This window comes from Pseudomonas sp. MHK4, from assembly GCF_054600775.1.
The window spans coordinates 23,491-47,412 of the sequence record NZ_BAAIAK010000017.1 but is presented as its reverse complement, the minus strand read 5'-3'; the positions used below and the strand labels follow the sequence as shown (position 1 = coordinate 47,412).

21 protein-coding genes are annotated in these 23,922 nt (G+C 59.9%); 13 read left to right on the top strand and 8 right to left on the bottom strand.

The features are described 5' to 3' along the window. Window positions 1-194: 194 nt before the first annotated feature. Window positions 195-1,013, top strand: coding sequence for a tRNA cyclic N6-threonylcarbamoyladenosine(37) synthase TcdA (gene tcdA / locus ACYP2Q_RS28580; RefSeq protein ID WP_459733523.1), 819 nt, complete (start codon window positions 195-197; stop codon window positions 1,011-1,013). 99 nt (window positions 1,014-1,112) lie between these two features. Here tcdA and ACYP2Q_RS28575 read toward each other — a convergent pair whose 3' ends face one another. From ACYP2Q_RS28575 to ACYP2Q_RS28560, 4 genes are all read right to left on the bottom strand, one after another. Next, on the bottom strand, window positions 1,113-1,517 hold the full coding sequence (locus ACYP2Q_RS28575) for a SufE family protein (protein WP_459733522.1): 405 nt from the start codon (window positions 1,515-1,517) through the stop codon (window positions 1,113-1,115). After that, entirely contained in the window at window positions 1,514-2,719 is a 1,206-nt protein-coding gene (locus tag ACYP2Q_RS28570; protein ID WP_459733521.1) for an aminotransferase class V-fold PLP-dependent enzyme, read from the bottom strand. Before ACYP2Q_RS28570 ends, ACYP2Q_RS28575 begins: the two co-directional genes overlap by 4 nt. A gap of 150 nt (window positions 2,720-2,869) precedes the next feature. Next, window positions 2,870-3,904, bottom strand: coding sequence for a 2,3,4,5-tetrahydropyridine-2,6-dicarboxylate N-succinyltransferase (gene dapD / locus ACYP2Q_RS28565; RefSeq protein WP_459733520.1), 1,035 nt, complete (start codon window positions 3,902-3,904; stop codon window positions 2,870-2,872). Between the two features lie 33 nt (window positions 3,905-3,937). Further along, the gene (locus tag ACYP2Q_RS28560) at window positions 3,938-4,300 is read right to left on the bottom strand and encodes an ArsC family reductase (protein WP_459733570.1); all 363 of its coding nucleotides are present in this window, start codon (window positions 4,298-4,300) and stop codon (window positions 3,938-3,940) included. A 282-nt stretch (window positions 4,301-4,582) separates the two neighbouring features. Here ACYP2Q_RS28560 and ACYP2Q_RS28555 point away from each other — a divergent pair, with 282 nt between their 5' ends. Continuing rightward, the gene (locus ACYP2Q_RS28555; protein ID WP_459733519.1) at window positions 4,583-6,214 is read left to right on the top strand and encodes a Na+/H+ antiporter; all 1,632 of its coding nucleotides are present in this window, start codon (window positions 4,583-4,585) and stop codon (window positions 6,212-6,214) included. Between the two features lie 10 nt (window positions 6,215-6,224). Here ACYP2Q_RS28555 and ACYP2Q_RS28550 read toward each other — a convergent pair whose 3' ends face one another. The 4 genes from ACYP2Q_RS28550 to map all read right to left on the bottom strand — a co-directional run bounded on the left by ACYP2Q_RS28550 (window position 6,225) and on the right by map (window position 12,007). Then, window positions 6,225-6,932 carry a M12 family metallopeptidase gene (locus ACYP2Q_RS28550; protein WP_459733518.1) on the bottom strand — a complete coding sequence of 236 codons (708 nt, stop codon included), beginning with the start codon at window positions 6,930-6,932 and terminating at the stop codon, window positions 6,225-6,227. Between the two features lie 193 nt (window positions 6,933-7,125). Continuing rightward, window positions 7,126-8,325: a succinyldiaminopimelate transaminase gene (dapC, locus tag ACYP2Q_RS28545; RefSeq protein ID WP_459733517.1), complete on the bottom strand. Its 1,200-nt coding sequence runs from the start codon at window positions 8,323-8,325 to the stop codon at window positions 7,126-7,128. A 155-nt stretch (window positions 8,326-8,480) separates the two neighbouring features. After that, window positions 8,481-11,183 carry a [protein-PII] uridylyltransferase gene (locus ACYP2Q_RS28540; RefSeq protein WP_459733516.1) on the bottom strand — a complete coding sequence of 901 codons (2,703 nt, stop codon included), beginning with the start codon at window positions 11,181-11,183 and terminating at the stop codon, window positions 8,481-8,483. A gap of 41 nt (window positions 11,184-11,224) precedes the next feature. Continuing rightward, the gene (gene map / locus ACYP2Q_RS28535) at window positions 11,225-12,007 is read right to left on the bottom strand and encodes a type I methionyl aminopeptidase (protein WP_459733515.1); all 783 of its coding nucleotides are present in this window, start codon (window positions 12,005-12,007) and stop codon (window positions 11,225-11,227) included. Window positions 12,008-12,379: 372 nt separating this feature from the next. Here map and rpsB point away from each other — a divergent pair, with 372 nt between their 5' ends. From rpsB to lpxD, 11 genes are all read left to right on the top strand, one after another. Further along, window positions 12,380-13,117, top strand: coding sequence for a 30S ribosomal protein S2 (gene rpsB / locus ACYP2Q_RS28530; protein ID WP_003222119.1), 738 nt, complete (start codon window positions 12,380-12,382; stop codon window positions 13,115-13,117). Between the two features lie 190 nt (window positions 13,118-13,307). Next, the gene (tsf, locus tag ACYP2Q_RS28525; protein WP_459733514.1) at window positions 13,308-14,171 is read left to right on the top strand and encodes a translation elongation factor Ts; all 864 of its coding nucleotides are present in this window, start codon (window positions 13,308-13,310) and stop codon (window positions 14,169-14,171) included. Window positions 14,172-14,382: 211 nt separating this feature from the next. Beyond that, complete coding sequence (gene pyrH / locus ACYP2Q_RS28520) at window positions 14,383-15,126, top strand: UMP kinase (RefSeq protein ID WP_003222124.1); 744 nt, start codon at window positions 14,383-14,385, stop codon at window positions 15,124-15,126. Then, on the top strand, window positions 15,123-15,680 hold the full coding sequence (frr, locus tag ACYP2Q_RS28515) for a ribosome recycling factor (RefSeq protein ID WP_008057309.1): 558 nt from the start codon (window positions 15,123-15,125) through the stop codon (window positions 15,678-15,680). The genes pyrH and frr overlap by 4 nt, the downstream gene beginning before the upstream one ends. 13 nt (window positions 15,681-15,693) lie before the next feature. Then, window positions 15,694-16,449 carry a polyprenyl diphosphate synthase gene (gene uppS / locus ACYP2Q_RS28510; protein ID WP_459733513.1) on the top strand — a complete coding sequence of 252 codons (756 nt, stop codon included), beginning with the start codon at window positions 15,694-15,696 and terminating at the stop codon, window positions 16,447-16,449. Then, window positions 16,449-17,255, top strand: coding sequence for a phosphatidate cytidylyltransferase (locus tag ACYP2Q_RS28505; protein ID WP_459733512.1), 807 nt, complete (start codon window positions 16,449-16,451; stop codon window positions 17,253-17,255). The genes uppS and ACYP2Q_RS28505 overlap by 1 nt, the downstream gene beginning before the upstream one ends. Beyond that, window positions 17,252-18,442, top strand: coding sequence for a 1-deoxy-D-xylulose-5-phosphate reductoisomerase (gene ispC / locus ACYP2Q_RS28500; protein ID WP_459733511.1), 1,191 nt, complete (start codon window positions 17,252-17,254; stop codon window positions 18,440-18,442). Before ACYP2Q_RS28505 ends, ispC begins: the two co-directional genes overlap by 4 nt. A gap of 64 nt (window positions 18,443-18,506) precedes the next feature. Then, the gene (rseP, locus tag ACYP2Q_RS28495) at window positions 18,507-19,859 is read left to right on the top strand and encodes an RIP metalloprotease RseP (protein ID WP_459733510.1); all 1,353 of its coding nucleotides are present in this window, start codon (window positions 18,507-18,509) and stop codon (window positions 19,857-19,859) included. Between the two features lie 72 nt (window positions 19,860-19,931). Further along, window positions 19,932-22,307 (top strand): outer membrane protein assembly factor BamA, encoded by a 2,376-nt coding sequence (bamA, locus tag ACYP2Q_RS28490; RefSeq protein WP_459733509.1) that lies wholly within the window; start codon window positions 19,932-19,934, stop codon window positions 22,305-22,307. Between the two features lie 45 nt (window positions 22,308-22,352). Beyond that, a complete protein-coding gene (locus ACYP2Q_RS28485) occupies window positions 22,353-22,856 on the top strand; it encodes an OmpH/Skp family outer membrane protein (protein ID WP_007990260.1) in 504 nt (167 codons plus the stop codon). A 3-nt stretch (window positions 22,857-22,859) separates the two neighbouring features. Further along, window positions 22,860-23,915 (top strand): UDP-3-O-(3-hydroxymyristoyl)glucosamine N-acyltransferase, encoded by a 1,056-nt coding sequence (lpxD, locus tag ACYP2Q_RS28480; RefSeq protein WP_459733508.1) that lies wholly within the window; start codon window positions 22,860-22,862, stop codon window positions 23,913-23,915. Window positions 23,916-23,922: the final 7 nt, after the last annotated feature.

Sequence of the window (23,922 nt, the reverse complement as noted above, 5' to 3'; positions counted from 1 at the left end):
CAAAGGCTGTGGAACGAGGGGACATTCGGCGGCCGCGAAAGGGCGCGCTTCCTACACTGGCGGTTCACTGCTCGTACAGCGGACAGGGAAATACCGGACTTTGGGCAATCTGATTCCGTTAAAGTTCTTTCAGTTTTTCATGTAACTGATTTTGTCTTCATATCGCCCTATAATGCGCGCCGGTTTTTGGGGTTATGGTCATGAGTACAGAAGATCCGCGGTTTGCAGGCATCGCCCGATTGTATGGCATCGAAGGCCTTGAGCGCTTGAAAGCTGCGCATGTGGCGATCGTCGGCGTCGGTGGCGTTGGGTCCTGGGCGGCGGAAGCCATGGCCCGTTGCGGGGTCGGCGAGATTTCGTTGTTCGACCTGGACGATATCTGCGTCAGCAACGCCAACCGCCAGTTGCATGCGCTGGACAGTACCGTCGGCAAACCCAAGGTCGAGGTGATGGCCGAGCGCCTGCGCGGGATCAACCCGGATTGCACGGTGCACGCGGTGCCGGATTTCGTCACCCGCGAGACCATGGCTGAGTACATCACGCCGAACATCGACTGCGTGATCGACTGCATCGACAGCGTCAACGCCAAAGCGGCGCTGATCGCCTGGTGCAAGCGGCGCAAGATCCAGATCATCACCACTGGCGGCGCGGGCGGGCAGATCGACCCGACGCTGATCCAGGTCTGCGACCTCAACCGCACGTTCAATGACCCGCTGGCGTCGAAAGTGCGCTCCACCTTGCGCCGCGACTATGGCTTCTCGCGCACGGTGACTCGTCATTACAGCGTGCCGTGCGTGTTCTCCACCGAGCAACTGCGCTATCCGAAACCGGACGGCAGCATTTGTTTGCAGAAGAGTTTTGTCGGTGACGGCGTGAAGCTCGACTGTGCCGGTGGTTTTGGCGCGGTGATGATGGTGACGGCGACCTTCGGCATGGTCGCGGCGACCAAGGCGGTGGACAAGATCGTAGCAGGCGTGCGGCGGCCGGCGGAGCGCATTAAACCTCAAGCCTGAGGTTGTTGCTGATGGCCTCTTCGCGAGCAAGCCCGCTCCCACATTGGAAATGAGCCGAACACAAATCCCCTGTGGGAGCGGGCTTGCTCGCGAAGGCGATTAACCGGCCAGCTCCCGCATCCGCTGAAGCACCGCATTCAAGCCGTTACTACGCGACTGCGACAACTGTCGCCCCAACCCCAACTGATTGAACCAGTCCGGCAAATCAACCTGCCGCAACTCAGCCGCTGACAACCCGTTGACCCGCGCCAGCAGCAACGCCACCAACCCGCGAATCAACCGCGCATCGCTGTTGGCGCTGAACTGCCAGTGACCGCCCTGCAACTCACCCACCAGCCACACCTGGCTTTCACAGCCGTGCACCCGGTTGGCGTCGCACATGTGCGCGTCGCTCAAGGCGGGCAGGCGCTCGCCCCATTGCATCAGCAGGCGCGCGCGTTGTTCCCAGCCAGCGGCAGCCTGAAAGGTTGCGAGTGCGGTTACGGCATCGGCGGGCAAGTTCATCGCAGCAACTCCAGTGCCTGGTCCAGCGCTTCAAAGAACCGTTGCAGATCCTCGGAATCGTTGTACAACGCCAACGACACCCGAATCGCACCGGCCAATTTGTAGCTTTTGAGCAACGGCATGGCGCAGTGATGACCGGCGCGCACGGCGATGCCCTGTTCGGTCAGCAGGTGCGCCAGATCCGAGTTATGCACCCCTTCGACGATAAAACTGGCCAGTGCCACTTGCGGCCTGCCCAGCAACCGAATGCCAGTGCGTGCCCCAAGGCCTTTCAGCAGGCAGGCATGCAACGCCGCCTCATGGGCCGAGACCGCGTCCTGGTCGAGGCCGGCGAGGTAATCCAGGGTTGCGCCCAGCCCGATGACACTGGAAATGGGGGGCGTTCCGGCTTCGAAGCCCAGCGGGGCAGGGCGGAAACGGGCGCTGAGGTAATCCGCGTCCAGCACCATTTCGCCGCCGAACTGCCAATGGCGCAGTTGCGTGAGCGCCTCGTTGCGCCCGAACAGCACGCCCAGGCCATCGGGGCCGTAGAGCTTGTGGCTGGAAAATACATAGAAGTCGCAGCCCAGCGCCTGCACGTCGTGGCGGCCATGGACCACGCCCTGGGCGCCGTCGATCACGGTAAGCGCGTTGTGTGCCTTGGCTAGCGCCAGCAGCGCGGGTAGTGGCTGCCAGGCACCGATGACGTTGGACAACTGGCTGACTGCCAGCAGACGTGTGCGAGGGCCGATCAAGCGTCCGGCGGCTTCAAGGTCGATCACTCCGTCCGCATCCAGCGGCAGAATCACCAGCTTCAGGTCGCGACGGCGCGCCAGTTGTTGCCACGGCAGGAGGTTGGCGTGGTGTTCCAGAGCGCTGATGACAATCTCGTCGCCTGGAATGAAATGATGCTCCAGGCCATAGGCCAGGAGGTTCAGTGCGCTAGTCGCACCGTGGGTAAAGACAATCTGACCGCTGTCGCCGGCATTGAGCCATTGCGCGGCTTTGCGCCGGCTGTCCTCGAACGCCTGGGTGGCGTGGGCGCCGGGCAGGTGTTGCGCGCGATGCACGTTGGCCGCGCCGTTGGCGTAGTAATGCGCCAGGGCATCCAGCAGGGCTTGGGGTTTTTGCGTGGTGGCGGCGTTGTCCAGATACGTCTGGCCTTGCCGTTGCAGGGCGGCGATGGCCGGAAAGTCGGCGCGCCAGGGAGAGAGAATCATCATGCTATCGGGCCCTGGTGAACATGGGCGGGGTGTACGCCAGCCCCCTGTGTAGGAGCGAGCTTGCTCGCGAAGAACGCAAGGATAACGCGGACTGTCTGGTGCCGCGCGTTATCGTTGACGTCCATCGCGAGCAGGCTCGCTCCCACAGGCTTAGTTGTGAGCGTGCAGCGCTTCGTTCAGTTCGATGGCCGATTTGTGGGTTTTGCATTCCACGGCACCGGTCTCCGAATTGCGACGGAACAGCAGGTCGGTCTGGCCGGCCAGTTCACGGGCCTTCACGACCTTGACCAGCTTGTTGTTCTCATCCAACAGCGCGACCTTGGTACCGGCCGTCACGTACAGGCCCGACTCAACGGTGTTGCGGTCGCCCAACGGGATGCCGATACCGGCGTTGGCGCCGATCAGGCAGCCTTCGCCAACCTTGATCACGATGTTGCCGCCGCCCGACAGGGTGCCCATGGTCGAGCAACCGCCGCCCAGGTCCGAACCCTTGCCGACGAATACGCCAGCGGAGACGCGGCCTTCGATCATGCCCGGGCCTTCGGTGCCGGCATTGAAGTTGATGAAGCCTTCGTGCATCACGGTGGTGCCTTCGCCCACGTAGGCGCCCAGGCGCAGACGTGCCGCGTCAGCGATACGCACGCCGGCCGGTACGACGTAGTCGGTCATTTTCGGGAACTTGTCCACCGAGAACACTTCCAGCAGCTCGCCGCGCAGGCGGGCTTCGAGTTGGTGCTCGGCCAGTTCGGCCAGGTCGATGGCGCCCTGGCTGGTCCAGGCTACGTTTGGCAGCAGCGGGAACACGCCAGCCAGGTTCAGGCCGTGGGGCTTGACCAGGCGGTGGGACAGCAGGTGCAGCTTGAGGTAGGCCTCAGGCGTGGAGGTCAGTTGCGCGTCTTCGGCCAGGATGGTGGCAACCAGCGGCTTGTGGCTCTCGGCCAGGCGGGTCAGCAGGGCGGCTTGGGCAGCGTCGACGCCTTTCACGGCTTCAGCCAGTTGCGAGGCTTGCGCGGTGGTGAAGGTGATGGCCTGGTTGCCTTCGCTGTAGCCGAGGATCGGCGCGATGGCAGCGACCAGTTCGGCCGATGGGTTGAGCAGTGGCTGTGCGTAAAATACTTCCAGCCAGGCACCTTGACGATTTTGAGTGCCGACACCAAAGGCCAGGCTGAACGGGGTAGTGGACATGTTGATACCTCTAACAAAATTGAAACGGGCTGCTTACTTGAGTGCGGCCGCGTAGATATCTGGCTTGAAGCCAATCAGGGTTCGGTCACCGAGATCGAGCACCGGGCGCTTGATCATCGAAGGTTGTGCGAGCATCAGTTCGATGGCTTTGCGCTGGTCGAGATCGGCTTTGCGTTCGTCGTCGAGCTTGCGAAAGGTCGTGCCTGCACGGTTCAACACCACTTCCCAGCCGTGCTCGTTGCACCATTGGGTCAGGTGTTCACGGTCGATACCAACCGCTTTGTAATCATGGAAGTCATAGCTGACAGCGTGTTCATCGAGCCAGGTGCGCGCCTTTTTCATGGTGTCGCAGGCCTTGATGCCGAAAAGGTGCAACGTTTTACTTGAAACGGTCAAGGAATCGCCCCCTTTACAGGTGTCGGAAATAAAAGGTGTCGGATTATGCCATGACCGGACGGTTTCGCGGCGCTTGAGGTCGATTTCCCACCGCAAAACCTGTGGGAGCCAGCCTGCTGGCGATAGCGTCGGATCTGCCGGCATCGGTATCGAATTTGGCGCCGCCATCGCCAGCAGGCTGGCTCCCACGAGGGGGGTGCGACATAGGTACAAGGGCATGTGCGCAGTCTAAGCGGCTAATATGGCACTTCAATGCTGTCGATTGTCCGGGAACCCCGTTTTATGCAAACCGCCTACACCGTCCTGATCCTGTTGATGCTGGTGGGCGTTTCGCGCTTGCTCGGCCGGGTGATCCCGCTGCCATTGCCCTTGGTGCAAATTGCCGCGGGCGCCTTGCTGGCCTGGCCGACCCTCGGCCTGCATGTGGCGCTGGACCCTGAACTGTTTCTGTTCCTGTTCCTGCCACCGTTGTTGTTTTCCGACGGTTGGCGTATGCCCAAGCGGGAATTCTGGCACCTGCGTGGCCCGATCCTGACACTGGCCGTGGGTCTGGTGCTGTTTACCGTGGTCGGCGCCGGGTATTTCATTCACTGGTTATTACCGAGCATTCCACTGCCGGTGGCGTTTGCCTTGGCGGCGGTGCTGTCGCCCACGGACGCCGTGGCGGTCTCGGCGATCTCGCAGAATCGCTTGCCGACGCCCTTGATGCACATCCTCCAGGGCGAGGCCTTGATGAACGATGCCTCGGGTCTTGTGACGTTCAAGTTCGCTCTTGTGGCGGCAATCACTGGGGCGTTCTCGCTGGCCAACGCCAGTGTCACGTTCGTACTGGTGGCGGTCGGCGGCCTGGCCATCGGCGTGGCGTTGAGCTGGCTGGTGGGACGGCTGCGCTCGTGGATGATCGCCCGTGGCTGGGATGACCCGGCCACCCACGTCGTCTTCATGTTGTTGCTGCCGTTTGCCGCCTACGTGCTGGCGGAGCGCGTGGGGGCGTCGGGCATCCTGTCGGCGGTCGCGGCGGGGATGATGCAGAGCTGGCTCGATCTGCTGCCGCGCCAGACCAACACGCGGCTGCTCAACCGTAGCGTCTGGTCATTGCTCGAGTTCGCCTTCAATGGCTTGATTTTCCTGCTGCTGGGCTTGCAGTTGCCAGACATCATCAAGGCCGTGGTCAGCCACGAACCGACGTTGTGGCCGACATTGCTGTATCGCTGCCTTGATGTGGTCGCGATTTTCCTCGCGTTGGTGCTCTTGCGTTTTGTCTGGGTGCAGAGCATCTGGCGTTTGTCGGTTTTGCTGCGGCGTTTACGCGGTAAAGGCGACCTGACGCAGGTGCCGACCGCGCGCTCCTGCTGGCTGCTGACCGTCGGTGGCGTGCGCGGGGCGGTGACGCTGGCGGGTGTGATGTCGGTTCCGATGTTGATGGGTGCGGATGAATTTCCCGAGCGCGACCTGCTGATCTTCATTGCCGCCGGGGTGATTCTGCTTTCGCTGATATCGGCATGTGTCGCGTTGCCGTTGCTGCTGCGCGGCATCGAGAAAAGCCCGGACGACAAACGTCGCCAGGAAGTGCGTGACGCCTGGCGCAAAACTGCCGAGGCGGCGATTCACGCATTGGAAACCGAAGAAGTCGCCCCGCAGGATGCGGCGCAAGCGGCGCTGGCGGCGGAACTCAAGGCGCGGATCATGTCCGAATATCGCCATCAGCTCGATGTCTTCAACGACTCCGCCGAAGCCCAGGCGCTGGCGTTCCAGATGGATCTGCTTGAGCGTCGCTTGCGATTGAAGGCGCTGCGGGCGCAGCGCCTGGAGCTTTACAGTCTGAGCCGTCATCACCAGGTCGGCGATGACGTGCTCAGGGAAGTACTGGCAGACCTTGATTTGAGTGAGGCCAAGCTGGGGCAGGTCAAATAGGTACTGCGCGTTAATTGATGGGAGGGTAGATCGCTCTGGCAAAGAGCTGGTCCCCTTCGCTGATCCTCATGTTGATGCCGATCTCGACTTTATTCAGGGTCAGAAAGCCAGGAATCGAGTAATGCATGATGGACAGTTTGTCGTAGGGGAAAAAGAGCGTGTGTTTTTCGCTGTCGAAGGTGAAGAGGTTGGCATCGACCTCCTCTTCGTTCCAGCCAAGGTGGTTGATGTAGTACTCGTACACCGCTTCTTTGTCCCATGGGATTTCAGCATCAGGATGAAGGTGCGCGTGATGAAACCCCAGGGCATGTCCGAATTCGTGCGTCAGTACGTATTCAAAGTAGGGGTTGTCCGGCTCTACACTCACTACCAGGGTTGGCTCGTCGGGATCTAACATTAAAGCATCGGTGCCGACCGCCGAATGATTATCAGCACCGCCGAGAGCGATGCGGATCTGACCTTTTCCATTCTCGACCAGTTCGAATGCCAGGTTGACAAACGGCTCCCAGCGGCGGATGGCAACCTCGATCCGATATGCCACGGAGTCAGGTAATTGCTCCATGAAAGAGAAGGTAATGGTGCTGGCGTTGTCCCAGTACGCGCTGGGTTTGCCAACCGAACGTTTAGTACGGGTAGCGGATCTGTTGCTGTCGTCATTAGTCTTCGGTTCGGTAGTTGTGTTCTGTTTTTGCATTTTTACGAAAGGATAGTTGTGCATTTCCAATGTCCTTATTGGGTGAAACTGTGTAAATCGAACTGGCGGGCTGCCGCTTGGAGGGTTTGTTGGGTGGGGTAAACCTCAACTTCAGGCTAGCTTCTGGCGGGGGGGAGGATAAAGGCGGGAAATAATTGGATATGTAACTCGGCAATTAAGCCGACGCGCCAGATTGCCTGGCGCGGGTACTGGGCTCTTACTTGTGGCGAATAATGAAGTCGCGAATTCGTTCTGCGGCTTCTACGCATTCGGCCAATGGTGCAACCAGTGCCATGCGCACACGGCCGGCTCCCGGATTGACCCCGTCCACATCGCGGGACAGGTAGGAGCCCGGCACCACGGTGACGTGTTCTTCGGCAAACAGATCGCGGCAGAACGCGGCGTCATCACCCTGGACATTTGGCCACAGATAGAAGCTGCCATCCGGACGCTGCACATCCATCACGGGGCTGAGGATTTCCAGTACGGCATCGAATTTCTCGCGATACAGCGCACGGTTGGCGCGCACGTGCACTTCGTCGTTCCACGCGGCGACGCTGGCCAGTTGGGTCTGAACCGGCATCGCGCAGCCGTGGTAGGTGCGATAGAGCAGGAAGCCCTTGAGGATTTCGGCGTCACCGGCCACGAAGCCCGAACGCAGGCCCGGCAGGTTGGAACGTTTGGACAGGCTGTGGAACACCACGCAGCGCTTGAAATCCTTGCGGCCCAGTTCGACGCAGGCAGTGAGCAGGCCCGGTGGCGGAGACTGTTCGTCGAAGTACAGCTCGCTGTAGCACTCGTCGGCGGCGATCACGAAGTCATATTCGTCGGCCAGGGCGATCAGTTTTTTCAGTACATCTACCGGGATCAGTGCGCCGGTCGGGTTACCTGGCGAGCACAGGAACAGGATCTGGCAGCGTTTCCAGATGTCGGGGGAAACGGCATCGAAATCCGGGTTGAAGCCGTTTTCGTCCAGGCACGGCAGGTAGTGCGGCTTGGCCCCGGCGAGGAACGCCGCACCTTCGTAGATCTGGTAGAACGGGTTCGGGCTGACCACCAGGGCGTCGTCGCCACGATTGACCACGGTCTGGGTGAAGGCGAACAGCGCTTCACGGGTACCGTTGACCGGCAGCACGTTGCGCGCCGGGTCGATCCAGCCATTCGGTACGCCGAAACGACGCTCGCACCAGGCGGCGATGGCTTCGCGCAGTGCCGGGATGCCAAGGGTGGTCGGGTACACGGCCATCTTATCCAGGTTGCTGGCCAGGGCCTCGGCGACGAAGCTTGGCGAGCGGTGCTTGGGTTCGCCGATCGACAGCGCGATAGGGCGCTTGTCCGGGTTGGGCGTGACGCTGCCGAGCAGGGCGCGGAGCTTTTCGAACGGGTAGGGCTGGAGCTGGGACAGGGCGTTGTTCATTGATGGATCTCGTTCGGTGTGGCGGCTGGCCGGCCCTTTGTAGGAGCTGGCTTGCCAGCGATGGTCGTTAACGAAAGCGCGTTTTTACAGGGTAAACGCGGCGCCTATTAGTCCATCGCTGGCAAGCCAGCTCCTACAGGGGGCGGTTTTTTGATTCAAATGCTGATGCGCGACAGCTTGATATCAGGCTCCTGGTTGACGCTCAATTGTTCGACGATTGCATCCTGCAAACGACTGCACAGTAACGGGTCGGACAACGGTTGGTTGTTCGCGTCGGTAATGAAGAACACGTCTTCCACGCGCTCGCCGAGGGTGGCGATCTTGGCGTTCTGCAGCGACAGGTCGAACTCCAGAAAGATCGTGCCCACCCGCGCCAGCAGGCCGGGGCGGTCGGGGGCGGTCAGTTCCAGTACGGTCACCGGACGCTGGGCGTCGTTGTGGATCGTCACCTGCGGCGCAAAGGCGAAATGCTTGAGCTGACGCGGCACCCGACGCTGGATGATGGTCGGGTAATCGTCCGGATTGCGCAGGGCTTCGGTCAGACCGTCACGGATCTTCTTGACCCGGGCCGGATTATCGCCGATCGAGTCGCCATCGGTGTCGAGCACAATGTAGGTGTCGAGGGTGAACTGACTGCTGGAGGTGATGACGCGGGCGTCATGGATGTTCAGGTTGAGCTGGTCCATCGCGGCCACGGTCACGGCGAAGAAGTCATGCTGGTCCGGCGCGTAGATGAAGATCTGTGTGCCGCCCTCGAATTCGCGTTGGGTGGTCTCCTTGATCAGCACCAGCGGCCCTCCATCGGCCGGCTGCTGGAGGATCGCATCGCTGTGCCAGGCGACGTCGCCGGCGGTGTGGCGCAGGAAATAGTCATCACCCAACTGCGCCCACAATTGCTCGACGTCGTCCGGGTCGGTGCCACCGCGCACGAGGATGTCCAGCGCGGCGCTCTGGGTCTGGCGGATCTGTTCTTCGCGGTCCACCGGGTTTTCCAGGCCGCGACGCAGGGCGCGCTTGGTTTCGGTGTAGAGCTGGCGCAGCAGGCTGGCCCGCCAGGAATTCCACAGCGTCGGGTTGGTGGCGTTGATGTCGGCGACCGTCAGCACGTACAGGTAGTCGAGGCGGGTTTCATCGCCCACCGCCAGGGCGAAGTCATGGATCACCTGCGGATCGGACAGATCCTTGCGCTGGGCCGTGGTCGACATCACCAGATGGTTTTGCACCAGCCAGACGATCAGGCGGCTATCCCACACCGGTAGTTGATGGCGCTGGCAGAAGGCAGCGGCGTCCACCGCGCCGATTTCCGAGTGATCGCCATGCCGGCCCTTGCCGATGTCGTGGTACAGGCCCGCCATGTAGATCAGTTCTGGCTTGGGCAGCTTGGCCATGAGCTTGGCGGCCAGCGGGAATTTTTCCGAGACCTGGGTGTACTGCAACTTACGCAGGTGCTTGATCAGGTTCAGGGTGTGGGCGTCGACCGTATAGATGTGGAACAGGTCGTGCTGCATCTGGCCGACGATGAAACCAAATTCCGGCAGATAGCGCCCGAGAATGCCGTAACGGTTCATCCGGCGCAGGTTGCGATGGATGCCGATCTTGCATTTGAACAGCTCGATGAACAGGCTGGTGTTGCGAATGTCGTTGCGAAAGTTGTCGTCGATCAAGTGGCGATTTTCGCGCAGCAGACGAATGGTGTCGGCGCGCACTCCCTTGATTTCCGGTTGCTGGGCCATCAGCACGAAGATCTCGAGCATGGCGAACGGCGTGCGCCGGAACACATTGTCGTTGCGCGCCTCGATGTAGCCGTCGTGCAGCTGGAAGCGCGAATTGACCGGCTGTGGCGGTGCGGCATCCTCCGGCGCGAGGATGACTTCCTCGAAATGCTGGATGATCAGGTCGCTGAGCTGGGCAATGCTCATGACCACGCGGAAATACTGCTGCATGAAGTTCTCGACGGCCTGCTTGGCGTCGTCCCCTTCAAAGCCCAGCAGCCCGGCAATGGCGCGCTGGTGATCGAACAGCAGGCGGTCCTCGGCGCGCCCGGCGAGCATGTGCAACGCATAGCGCACTTTCCACAGGAACTCCTGGGAGGAGGCCAGCAAGGCGTTCTCGCTTTCGACCAGGAAACCTTCGCCGGCCAGTGCCCGCAGGTTCAAGGTGCCGTATTCGCGACGGGCCACCCAGAGAATCGTCTGGATATCCCGCAGGCCGCCGGGCGAGCCCTTGACGTTGGGTTCCAGGTTGTACTCGGTGTCGTTGTACTTGTGGTGGCGGGCTTTCTGCTCGGCGCGCTTGGCCAGGAAGAAGTCCTTGCTCGGCCACATGTGCGCGGTGCTGGTGACATCCAGCATGCGCTGGCGCAAGTGCTCCGGGCCGCAGATGGTGCGGCTTTCCATCAGGTTGGTGACCACCGTCAGGTCGGCGCGGGCTTCGATGGCACACTCCTCGACCGAGCGCACGCTCTGGCCGACTTCCAGGCCGATGTCCCACAGCAGGGTCAGGAAACGCTCTATTGAATCGCGGAAAACCTCGTGGTCGGCGCTGTCAAGGAGGATCAACAGGTCGATGTCGGAATAGGGGTGCAGCTCGCCACGACCGTAGCCGCCGACCGCGACCAGCGCGATGTCGGCGTCTTCACTCCAGTCGAACTGCTCCCAGGCCTTTTGCAGCAGGTTATCGACGAACCAGGCACGGTCCTCGATCAATCGGCGAATGTCCCGGCCGCTGCGAAAGCGCCCGTCGAGCACTTCGCGAGCCTGGCGGATTGCCTTCTTGAAGGCCGCGATCGGGCTGGCCTTCAGGGCCAGTTCAGCCTGGAACTGGCCACGATCGAAGAGTTCGGGATCCACCTGCGGCATTGATTGGCTTTCCTTTCTATAGGCTGGGTTCGGTGACGGGATCAGGCCGAAACGCGGGGGATGGTGTCATCGGCGCGCAGGGTGAAGATCTCGTAGCCGGTTTCGGTCACCAGCAGGGTGTGCTCCCACTGTGCCGACAGCTTGCGGTCCTTGGTGATCGCGGTCCAGCCGTCGCCCAACACCTTGGTGTCGGCCTTGCCCTGGTTGATCATCGGCTCGATGGTGAAGGTCATGCCGGCCTTCAGTTCCATGCCGGTGCCGGCACGGCCGTAGTGCAGGATCTGCGGCTCTTCATGGAACACCTTGCCGATGCCGTGGCCGCAGAACTCGCGAACCACCGAGAAGCCGTTTTTCTCGGCGTGCTTCTGGATGATTTCCCCGATGTCGCCCAGGCGGCAGCCAGGCTTGACGATTTCAATCGCCTTGTACATGCATTCCTGGGTCACTTGCGACAGGCGCTCGGCCCAGACCGGCACGGTACCGACGTGGAACATGCGGCTGGTGTCGCCGTGGTAGCCGTCCTTGATGACGGTGACGTCGATGTTCAAGGTGTCGCCATCCTTGAGCGGCTTGTCGTTCGGGATGCCGTGGCAGACCACATGGTTGATCGAGGTGCAGATCGACTTGGGATAACCCTTGTAGTTCAGCGGGGCAGGGATGGCCTTCTGTTCGTTGACGATATAGTCGTGACAGATCTGGTTCAGTTGATCGGTGGTAACGCCCGGTTTGACATGTTCAGCAATCATTTCCAGCACATCGGCGGCCAGTTTGCCGGCGACGCGCATTTTTGCGATGTCCTCGGGGGTTTTGAGGGTGACGGTCATACAGGCTCTCTCTGCGCTCGATGGCGCTTTCTTGACGAAAAGGGCGTTGCGCGATTGTTCTTCGCAGCCCTGAAAAACGCGATTCTATCAGACGATCAGCGCAAATCCGTGGCTCTGTGCATCGCTTCTCCTTATAGAATGGTGCATTCTGGGCGGATTCCAAGGGCGCGCGATGTGCGTTCGCCTCGATTTGAGAATCCGGGTTCCGTTTTTCCCTTCCTTGTGATATAAAATGCGCCGCTTTCCGGGGATGCCCCGAAAAGCCTAAATCCACACACGTGTCGACACGATGACCTGGGTGCCGCAAGCGAAATGCTGGTGGTTGGTCATTGGGATACGTGGAGGCCAAACCCGACTTATTAAGGAACTATCATGTCCCAAGTCAACATGCGCGATATGCTGAAGGCCGGTGTGCACTTCGGTCACCAGACCCGTTACTGGAACCCGAAAATGGGTAAATACATTTTCGGCGCGCGTAACAAGATCCACATCATCAACCTTGAAAAAACCCTGCCAATGTTCAACGAAGCTCTGACTTTCGTAGAGCGTCTGGCCCAGGGCAAAAACAAGATTCTGTTCGTCGGCACCAAGCGTTCCGCTGGCAAGATCGTTGCTGAAGAAGCAGCACGTTGCGGTTCGCCGTACGTCGATCACCGCTGGTTGGGCGGCATGCTGACCAACTTCAAGACCATCCGTGCTTCCATCAAGCGTCTGCGTGACCTTGAAGTTCAAGCCGAAGACGGTACTTTCGCCAAGCTGACCAAGAAAGAAGCGCTGATGCGCTCCCGTGACCTGGAAAAGCTGGATCGTTCCCTGGGTGGTATCAAGGACATGGGCGGTCTGCCAGACGCTCTGTTCGTTATCGACGTTGATCACGAGCGCATCGCGATCACCGAAGCCAACAAGCTGGGCATCCCGGTTATCGGCGTAGTCGATACCAACAGCAGCCCGGAAGGCGTTGACTACATCATCCCAGGCAACGATGACGCAATCCGCGCTATCCAGCTGTACATGGGTTCGATGGCTGACGCTGTGATCCGTGGTCGCAACAACGTTGCCGGCGGCACCGTAGAGTTCGCAGCTGAAGAAACTCAGGCTGCAGCTGAGTAATTGACGCCCTGGCGTTGACTCAGTAAGCAAAAAGGGGGCTTGGCCCCCTTTTTGCCACCTCGAAAACCATTTGTCGGCGCCCACTGCTCTATCTGTAACGTGCGGCAGCTAACAAGGGTGGTTCGGGACGAATTGAACGCCCGTTCGATCGGGTGGAATGGTTGATAACCTATCCAAGAGGAATTTTGAAATGGCAGAGATTACTGCAGCGTTGGTCAAAGAACTGCGCGAGCGTACTGGCGAAGGCATGATGGACTGCAAAAAGGCCTTGACCAAGGCTGGCGGCGACATCGAGAAAGCCATTGATGACATGCGTGCTTCGGGCGCCATCAAGGCTGCCAAGAAAGCGGGCAACGTTGCCGCTGAAGGCGCCATCGCCATCAAGGCTGACGACAAGTGCGCCGTACTGCTGGAAGTGAACTCGCAGACCGACTTCCTGGCCCTGCAAGACGACTTCAAGAACTTCGTTGCTGCCAGCGTAGAAAAAGCCTTTGCTGAAAAACTGACCGATGCAGCTCCGCTGATCGCCGCTCAGGAATCGGCTCGTGAAGCCCTGGTGGCCAAAGTTGGCGAAAACGTCAACATCCGTCGCCTGGTTCGCGTTGAAGGTGACGTGGTCGGTACTTACCTGCACGGTAACAAGATCGGTGTTGCTGTTGTCCTCAAGGGCGGCGATGTTCAGCTGGCCAAAGAGATCGCCATGCACGTGGCGGCAAGCAACCCTGAGTTCCTGCTGCCATCGCAGGTTTCGCCAGAAGCCATCGAGCGTGAAAAGGGCGTTTTCCTGTCCTTGAACGAAGACAAGATGAAAGGCAAGCCAGCTGAAATCGTCGAGAAGATGATTGCTGGCCGTATCACCAAGTTCCTGGCCGAAGCGAGCCTGGTTGAGCAAGCTTTCGTGATGAACCCGGAAGTCACCGTAGGTGCCCTGGCCAAGAAAGCCGGCGCTGAAATCGTTTCCTTCACCTACTTCAAGGTTGGCGAAGGCATCGAGAAGCCAGTAGACAACTTCGCAGAAGAAGTTGCCGCACAACTGGCTGCCGCCAAGCAATAAGACGGTTTTTTTAACTGTCGCCCTGAAGAGGCTGCCCGCTCACGCGCGCAGCCTCTTTTCAGATGGGGTGCCAAATTTTAATTGGCTTCCCTTTGGAACTGGCTTACAAAGCCATGTTCCGATGGCGCTGAAGCAGCGCCACGCTAGAGTGAACGCCAGCTGAAAACAGCTCGCAAAGAATTTTTAAAATACGCCGCAGGAGAGATTCGCAATGGCTCAGCAGGGCAGTGGTTATCAGGCTCGCTATAAACGCATTCTACTCAAGCTTAGCGGCGAAGCCCTGATGGGCTCGGAAGAGTTCGGGATCGACCCGAAGGTTCTGGATCGCATGGCACTGGAAGTCGGCCAACTGGTCGGTATCGGTGTCCAGGTCGGCCTGGTGATCGGCGGCGGCAACCTGTTCCGCGGCGAAGCGCTGAGCAAGGCCGGCATGGATCGGGTCACCGGCGACCACATGGGCATGCTGGCCACTGTGATGAACGCCTTGGCCATGCGCGACGCGCTGGAGCGCGCCAATATCTCGGCCATCGTGATGTCGGCCATTTCCATGGTTGGCGTGACTGATCACTACGATCGCCGCAAGGCCATGCGCCACCTGAACTCCAAGGACGTGGTGATTTTCGCGGCCGGCACCGGCAACCCGTTCTTCACCACGGATTCGGCAGCTTGCCTGCGTGCAATCGAAATCGACGCCGATGTCGTGCTCAAGGCTACCAAGGTCGATGGCGTCTACACCGCTGACCCATTCAAAGACCCGCATGCCGAGAAGTTCGATCATCTGACCTACGATGAAGTACTGGATCGCAAGCTGGGCGTGATGGATCTGACGGCCATTTGCCTGTGCCGCGACCACAAGATGCCGCTGCGCGTATTTAACATGAACAAGCCCGGCGCCCTGCTGAACATCGTGCATGGTGGCGCTGAAGGGACCCTGATCGAGGAAGGCCAACAATGATCAACGAAATCAAGAAAGACGCTCAAGAGCGCATGCAGAAGTCCGTGGAATCGCTGGCGCACAACTTCGGTCGGATCCGTACCGGCCAGGCGCACCCAAGCATCCTGGAAGGTGTGATGGTTCCGTATTACGGTGCCGATACCCCGATCAAGCAGGTGGCGAACATCACCGTCAAGGACGCGCGTACCCTGCAAGTCGTTGCCTTTGAGCGCAACATGCTGGGCGCCGTCGACAAGGCCATCGGCAGTGCGGGCCTGAACCTCAACCCGACCAACCTGGGCGAGTTGCTGCTGATCTCCATGCCGGCCCTGACCGAGGAAACCCGCAAGGGCTTCACCAAGCAGGCTCGTGACGTGGCAGAAGATGCTCGTGTTGCCGTGCGCAACATTCGTCGCGATGCCAACAGCCAACTCAAGGATCTGGTCAAGGAAAAGGAAATCAGCGAAGACGAAGAACGTCGTGCAACCGGCGAAATCGATGATCTGACCAAGAAGTATGTGGCTCAAATCGACGCGAACCTGGCGCAGAAAGAAAAAGACCTGATGGCCGTATAAGGGTCGCGTTTTCATGGAAAAGACCAAGCAGATTGCACCTTCCACGGTGCCGCGCCATGTCGCGATCATCATGGATGGTAATAATCGCTGGGCGAAAAAACGCTTTATGCCGGGTGTCGCCGGGCATAAAGCGGGTGTGGATGCGGTTCGGGCGGTCATCGAGGTGTGTGCTGAAGCCAAGGTGGAAGTGCTGACCCTGTTCGCGTTCTCCAGCGAGAACTGGCAGCGTCCTGCCGATGAAGTCAGTGCCTTGATGGATCTGTTCTTCAGGGCATTGCGTCGAGAGGCCAAGCGCCTCAACGACAACAACATCAGCTTGCGCATCATTGGCGACCGTTCGCGCTTCCATCCGGAGCTTCAGGCTGCCATGCGTGAAGCCGAGGCAATGACAGCTGGCGCCAATCGCTTTGTCCTGCAGATCGCCGCCAACTACGGCGGTCAGTGGGATATCGCACAAGCCGCACAGCGCCTGGCGCGTGAAGTCCAGGCTGGGCATCTGCGTCCGGAAGACATTACTCCGGAACTGCTGCAAACCTGTCTGGCCACCGGCGATCTGCCGTTGCCTGACTTGTGCATCCGTACCGGTGGCGAACATCGCATCAGTAACTTCCTGCTGTGGCAGCTGGCCTACGCCGAGTTGTATTTCTCCGACCTGTTCTGGCCGGACTTCAAACACGATGCCATGCGCAATGCGCTGGCCGATTTCGCATCTCGCCAGCGCCGCTTCGGTAAAACGAGCGAGCAGGTCGAGGCTGGAGCCCGGGTTTAATGCTTAAACAACGAATCATCACCGCGCTGATCCTGCTGCCGATTGCCCTGGGTGGGTTTTTTCTGCTGGAGGGTTCCGCTTTTGCGCTGTTCATCGGCCTGGTCGTGACTCTGGGCGCCTGGGAATGGGCGCGGCTGGCCGGTTTCACTGCGCAAGCGTTTCGTGCCGGCTATGCCGCCGTCGTCGCATTGATGCTGTTCGTCATGTACATCCTGCCTGGCCTTGCGCCCTGGGTGTTGGGGGCTTCGGTGCTCTGGTGGGCGCTGGCGACCTACCTGGTGCTGACCTATCCGCGCTCCAGTGAGCATTGGGCGAGCGCCGCCTGCAAGCTGCTGATCGGCCTGCTGATCCTGTTGCCGGCCTGGCAAGGCCTGGTGCAGATCAAGCAGTACCCACTGGGCAACTGGTTGATCATGGCGGTGATGGTGCTGGTCTGGGGCGCCGATATCGGTGCCTATTTCTCCGGGCGTGCGTTCGGCAAGCGCAAGCTGGCGCCGCAGGTCAGTCCGGGCAAAAGCTGGGAAGGCGTGTACGGCGGCCTGGCCCTGAGCCTGGTAATCACCACCCTGGTTGCGCTGGTGCGCGACTGGACGGTGGCCCAATTGTTCAAGGGTTTGATCGGCGCCGCGCTGATCGTGTTCGTCTCGGTGGTGGGTGACCTCACCGAAAGCATGTTCAAGCGCCAGTCCGGGATCAAGGACAGCAGCAACCTGCTGCCGGGGCATGGCGGCGTGCTGGATCGCATCGACAGTCTGACCGCGGCGATCCCGGTGTTTGCGGTGCTGTTGTGGATGGCTGCACCGTGAGCCGCCCTCAGCAGATTACTGTCCTGGGGGCGACCGGTTCGATCGGATTAAGCACCCTGGATGTCATCGCCCGCCACCCGGAGCGCTATCAGGTCTTCGCCTTGAGCGGTTTCAGTCGCCTGAGCGAGCTGCTGGCGCTGTGCGTGCGTCATACCCCGCGGTTTGCCGTGGTGCCTGAAGCCGCTGCTGCCCGTGGCTTGCAGGATGATCTGCACGCCGCCGGTCTTTCGACCCGCGTGCTGGTGGGGGAGGAGGGGTTGTGCCAGGTGGCTGCCGACCCTGAGGTCGATGCGGTCATGGCGGCCATTGTCGGCGCGGCAGGCTTGCGCCCGACGCTGGCGGCCGTCGAGGCTGGCAAGAAGATCCTCCTGGCCAACAAGGAAGCGCTGGTCATGTCCGGCGCCTTGTTCATGCAGGCCGTGCGCAAAAGCGGCTCGGTATTGCTGCCGATCGACAGTGAGCACAACGCGATTTTCCAGTGCATGCCCCGGGATATTGCCCGAGGCCTGGACGCGGTCGGCGTGCGCCGGATCCTGCTGACCGCCTCTGGCGGTCCGTTCCGGCAGACGCCCATGGCAGAGCTGGCGCATGTTTCGCCCGAGCAGGCCTGTGCCCACCCTAATTGGTCCATGGGGCGCAAGATCTCGGTTGATTCTGCCAGCATGATGAATAAAGGGCTTGAGCTGATCGAGGCTTGCTGGCTGTTCGATGCCAAGCCGTCCCAGGTTGAAGTGGTGATCCACCCGCAAAGCGTGATTCATTCGCTGGTCGACTATATCGATGGCTCGGTGTTGGCCCAGTTGGGTAATCCGGACATGCGCACGCCGATCGCCAACGCGCTGGCCTGGCCCGAGCGAATTGACTCGGGTGTGCCGCCATTGGACCTGTTTGCCGTTGCGCGCCTGGACTTCCAGGCCCCGGACGAAGAACGATTCCCGTGCCTGCGCCTGGCCCGCCAGGCAGCCGAGGCGGGCAACAGCGCTCCGGCGATGTTGAATGCGGCAAATGAAGTCGCTGTCGCGGCCTTTCTCGACGGACGGGTTCGTTACCTGGAAATCGCGAGTATCATCGAGGAAGTACTCAGTCTCGAGCCTGTGGTTGCGGTGAATGATCTTGAGGCGGTGTTCACGGCGGACGCCAAGGCGCGTCTGCTGGCCGAGCAATGGTTGAGTCGTCACGGGCGGTAAGTGTTGCAATGCGCTGGGCCATGCAGCACTGATGCAGCACTGAATAGGAATGCGGAGAAGATAGATGAGCGCGCTCTATATGATTGTCGGCACCCTGGTCGCTTTGGGCGTGCTGGTTACCTTCCACGAGTTCGGCCATTTCTGGGTCGCGCGTCGCTGTGGGGTCAAGGTGCTGCGTTTCTCCGTGGGCTTCGGCATGCCGCTGCTGCGCTGGCACGACAAGAAGGGTACCGAATTCGTGGTGGCTGCCATTCCGCTGGGTGGCTACGTGAAGATGCTCGACGAACGTGAAGGCGAAGTGCCGGCCGATCAGCTCGATCAATCCTTCAACCGCAAATCCGTGCGCCAGCGCATTGCCATCGTGGCGGCGGGGCCGATTGCCAACTTCTTGTTGGCGATGGTGTTTTTCTGGGCGCTGGCGATGCTGGGGACCGAGCAGGTTCGTCCGGTCATCGGTGCTGTCGAGTCCGGCAGCCTGGCTGCCAAGGCTGGCCTGAACGCGGGTCAGGAAATCATTGCCATCGACGGCGAGCCCACTTCCGGTTGGGCTGCGGTCAATTTGCAATTGGTCCGTCGCCTGGGTGAAAGCGGTTCCCTGCAGCTTCTGGTTCGTGAGCAGGGCTCCACTGTGGATTCGCCTCGTGAGCTGGTGCTGGACGAGTGGCTCAAGGGTGCCGATGAGCCGGATCCGATTCATTCCCTGGGTATTCGCCCGTGGCGCCCGGCATTGCCGCCCGTCCTGGCTGAACTGGATTCCAAAGGCCCGGCCCAGGCTGCCGGCCTGAAGACCGGTGACCGGCTGTTGGCGCTCGATGGCAAGGCGCTGGATGACTGGCAGCAGGTTGTCGATACGGTCCGTATGCATCCTGATACCAAAATCATGCTGCGAGTCGAACGAGACGGTGCTCAAATCGATGTCCCGGTGATGTTGGCTGCCCGTGGCGAAAAAAAGGCACCCAGTGGTTACCTGGGGGCGGGGGTAAAAGCAGTCGACTGGCCACCAGAGATGATTCGCGAGGTCAGTTTCGGGCCGTTGGCAGCCGTGGGGGAAGGGGCTCGACGCACCTGGACGATGAGCGTGCTGACCCTCGATTCGCTGAAGAAAATGTTGTTCGGCGAGCTCTCGGTAAAAAACTTGAGTGGACCGATAACCATTGCTAAAGTGGCGGGCGCTTCGGCCCAGTCGGGTGTCGCTGATTTCCTGAATTTCCTTGCTTATCTGAGTATTAGCCTGGGGGTTCTGAATTTGCTGCCCATTCCTGTGCTGGATGGGGGGCATTTGTTGTTTTATCTGATCGAGTGGGCGCGTGGTCGTCCCTTGTCGGATCGGGTGCAAGGTTGGGGGATACAGATCGGCATCAGTTTGGTGATCGGGGTGATGTTGCTTGCTCTGGTTAATGATCTGGGTCGACTGTAACGCTTCGCTGAATTGCGAATCTGCCGCATTTTGCGGCAGTTTTTATTGCCAGTTGGAATAAGAAAGGACTTCATGAAACGTCTGCTGCTAACTGCGGTTCTCACCGTATTGATGATCGCCGAAGTTCACGCCGAGTCCTTCACTATCTCTGATATTCGCGTCAATGGCCTCCAGCGGGTCTCCGCGGGTAGCGTCTTTGGTGCTTTGCCGTTGAACGTCGGTGAACAGGCGGATGATCGACGCCTGGTGGAATCCACTCGTGCGCTGTTCAAAACCGGCTTCTTTCAAGATATCCAGCTGGGCCGCGATGGTAACGTCCTGGTTATCACGGTAGTCGAGCGTCCATCGGTTGCCAGTATCGAGATCGAAGGTAACAAGGCGATCTCCACCGAAGACCTGATGAAGGGCCTCAAGCAATCCGGTCTGGCCGAAGGCGAGATCTTCCAGCGCGCCACCCTTGAAGGCGTGCGTAACGAACTGCAACGCCAGTACGTCGCCCAGGGTCGCTACTCGGCTACCGTCGACACTGAAGTGATCCCGCAGCCGCGCAACCGCGTCGGCTTGAAGGTCAACATCAACGAAGGCACCGTTGCCGCTATCCAGCACATCAACGTGGTGGGCAACACGGTCTTCCCTGATGAAGACCTGATCGACCTGTTCGAACTCAAGACCACCAACTGGCTGTCGTTCTTCAAGAACGATGACAAGTACGCCCGTGAAAAACTCTCCGGTGACCTTGAGCGCCTGCGTTCCTACTACCTGGACCGTGGCTACATCAACATGGACATCGCTTCGACCCAGGTGTCCATTACGCCGGACAAGAAGCACGTCTACATCACCGTCAACATCAACGAAGGTGACAAGTACACCGTTCGCGACGTGAAGCTCAGCGGTGACCTGAAAGTCCCTGAAGACCAGGTCAAGTCCCTGCTGCTGGTCCAGAAAGGCCAGGTGTTCTCGCGCAAGCTGATGACCACCACGTCCGAACTGATCACCCGTCGCCTGGGTAACGAGGGCTACACTTTCGCCAACGTCAACGGCGTGCCTCAGCCCCACGATGACGACCACACGGTAGACATCACCTTCGCCGTCGATCCAGGCAAGCGTGCCTACGTGAACCGTATCAACTTCCGTGGCAACACCAAGTCCGAAGACGAAGTGCTGCGTCGTGAAATGCGTCAGATGGAAGGTGGCTGGGCTTCGACCTACCTGATCGACCAGTCCAAGACCCGTCTGGAACGTCTGGGCTTCTTCAAGGAAGTCAACGTTGAAACCCCGGCCGTACCGGGTGTCGATGACCAGGTCGACGTCAACTACAGCGTCGAAGAACAAGCATCCGGTTCGATTACCGCCAGCGTCGGTTTCGCCCAGAGCGCGGGCCTGATCCTCGGTGGTTCGATCACCCAGAACAACTTCCTCGGTACCGGTAACAAGGTCAGCATCGGCTTGACCCGCAGCGAATACCAGAGCCGCTACAACTTTGGTTACGTCGACCCCTACTGGACTGCCGATGGCGTGAGCCTGGGCTACAACGCGTTCTACCGTACAACTGACTACGATGACCTCGACGTCGACGTAGCCAGCTATGCCGTGGACAGCCTGGGCGCCGGCGTGAGTGTCGGTTATCCGATCAGCGAGACTTCGCGCCTGACCTTCGGCCTGACGGCCCAGCAGGACGAGATCAAGACCGGCGTGTATACCGTCGACGAGATCTTCGACTTCGTTAACAAGGAAGGCGACAAGTACCTGAACTTCAAGGCTTCGGCCGGTTGGTCCGAGTCCACCCTGAACAAGGGCGTACTGGCGACTCGTGGTCATTCCCAGAGCCTCGTGCTGGAGTCCACGGTTCCAGGCAGCGACCTGTCGTTCTTCAAGCTCGACTACCGTGGCCAGTTGTTCCAGCCGTTGAGCGACAACTACACCATGCGCCTGCATACCGAATTGGGTTATGGCGATGGTTACGGTTCGACCGATGGCTTGCCATTCTATGAAAACTACTATGCTGGTGGTTTCAACTCGGTTCGTGGCTTCAAGGACAGCACCCTGGGTCCTCGCAGTACGCCAAGTACCGGCAATAACCCCGGCACTGCGCGTGATCCGGACCAGGATCCGCTGCCGTTCGGTGGTAACGTGCTGATCCAGGGTGGTGTGGAAGTCCTGTTCCCTCTGCCGTTCGTCAAGGACCAGCGTTCCCTGCGCACTTCGGTATTCTGGGATGTGGGTAACGTATTCGATTCATCGTGCTCCGATACTGTGAACGCCGATGGCACGAAGTCCAACACCAAGTGCAATGACATCAGTCTGAGCAATATGGCCAGTTCCGTCGGTGTGGGTGTGACCTGGGTCACCGCACTGGGTCCTCTGAGTTTCGCGCTGGCCATGCCAGTCAAGAAACCGGATGACGCTGAAACTCAAGTGTTCCAATTCTCCCTCGGCCAGACGTTCTAAGCGTCTGACCCAAGATAACGACAATGGATTTTGTAGGAGTGCATCGTGCGTAAGTTGACTCAATTGGTTCTCCTGGCTTCCGTACTGGTTGCAGGTCCGGCATTTGCCGACATGAAAATCGCCGTCCTGAACTATCAGATGGCCCTGCTGGAATCCGATGCGGCCAAGAAATACGCCGTGGACGCCGAGAAGAAATTCGGTCCTCAACTGACCAAGCTCAAGACGCTGGAAAGCAGCGCCAAGGGCATCCAGGATCGCCTGATGGCCGGTGGCGACAAAATGCAGCAAGGCGAGCGTGAACGTCTGGAGCTTGAATTCAAGCAAAAGGCTCGTGACTTCCAGTTCCAGTCCAAGGAGCTGAACGAAGCCAAAGCCGTTGCCGACCGTGAAATGCTGAAGCAGCTCAAGCCGAAACTGGACAGCGCTGTGGAAGAAGTCATCAAGAAAGGTGCTTTTGACCTGGTCTTCGAGCGTGGTGCAGTGATTGATGTCAAGCCTCAGTACGACATCACGCGCCAGGTTATCGAGCGCATGAATCAGCTGAAGTAATCCATGACAGTGACCATTAAGCTCGGCCAGTTGGCCGAGTTCCTCGGCGCCACGCTACGTGGTGACCCGGAGAAAGCAATTACTGGGCTAGCCACCTTGCAGGAGGCTGGCCCAGCTCAGTTGAGCTTTCTCGCAAACCCCCAATACCGCAAATACCTGGCAGGCAGTCAGGCGGCAGCGTTGTTGCTAAAAGCCGCTGACGCCGAAGGTTTTGCCGGGGATTGCCTGGTGGTGCCTGATCCGTACGCCGCGTACGCGCGTATTTCCCACCTGTTCGACCCCAAGCCCAAGGCGGCAGCCGGTGTTCATCCGACGGCAGTGATTGCCGCGGATGCGGTGGTCGATCCGGCGGCGAGTATCGGTGCATTTGCGGTCATCGAAAGTGGGGCGCATATTGCTGGCGGTACGACCATTGGCGCGCATTGCTTCATCGGCGCCCGTAGCGTCGTGGGCGAAGGTGGCTGGCTGGCACCGCGCGTCACGCTGTATCACGACGTGCGCGTCGGCAAGCGGGTGGTGATTCAGTCCGGTGCGGTGCTCGGTGGTGAAGGCTTCGGCTTTGCCAACGAGAAAGGCGTCTGGCAGAAGATCGCCCAGATCGGTGGTGTCCTGGTCGGCGACGACGTGGAAATCGGCGTGAATACGGCCATTGACCGTGGCGCGCTGGCCGATACCGTGATTGGTAATGGTGTGAAGCTCGACAACCAGATCCAGATCGCCCACAACGTCCAGGTCGGTGATCACACCGCCATGGCGGCCTGCGTGGGCATCTCCGGCAGCACCAAAATCGGCAAGCATTGCATGCTCGCCGGTGGCGTAGGGCTGGTGGGGCATATCGATATTTGCGACAACGTTTTCATCACCGGGATGACCATGGTGACCCACTCGATCACCGAGCCGGGTGCCTATTCTTCCGGTACGGCGATGCAGCCAGCCGCCGAGTGGCGCAAAAGCGCGGCCCGTATTCGTCAGCTCGATGACATCGCGCGGCGTCTGCGACAGCTGGAAAAGCAAGCAGGGGAAGTGACCCCTGGCGGTAATGCTTCATCAGATGGCTGATACCATT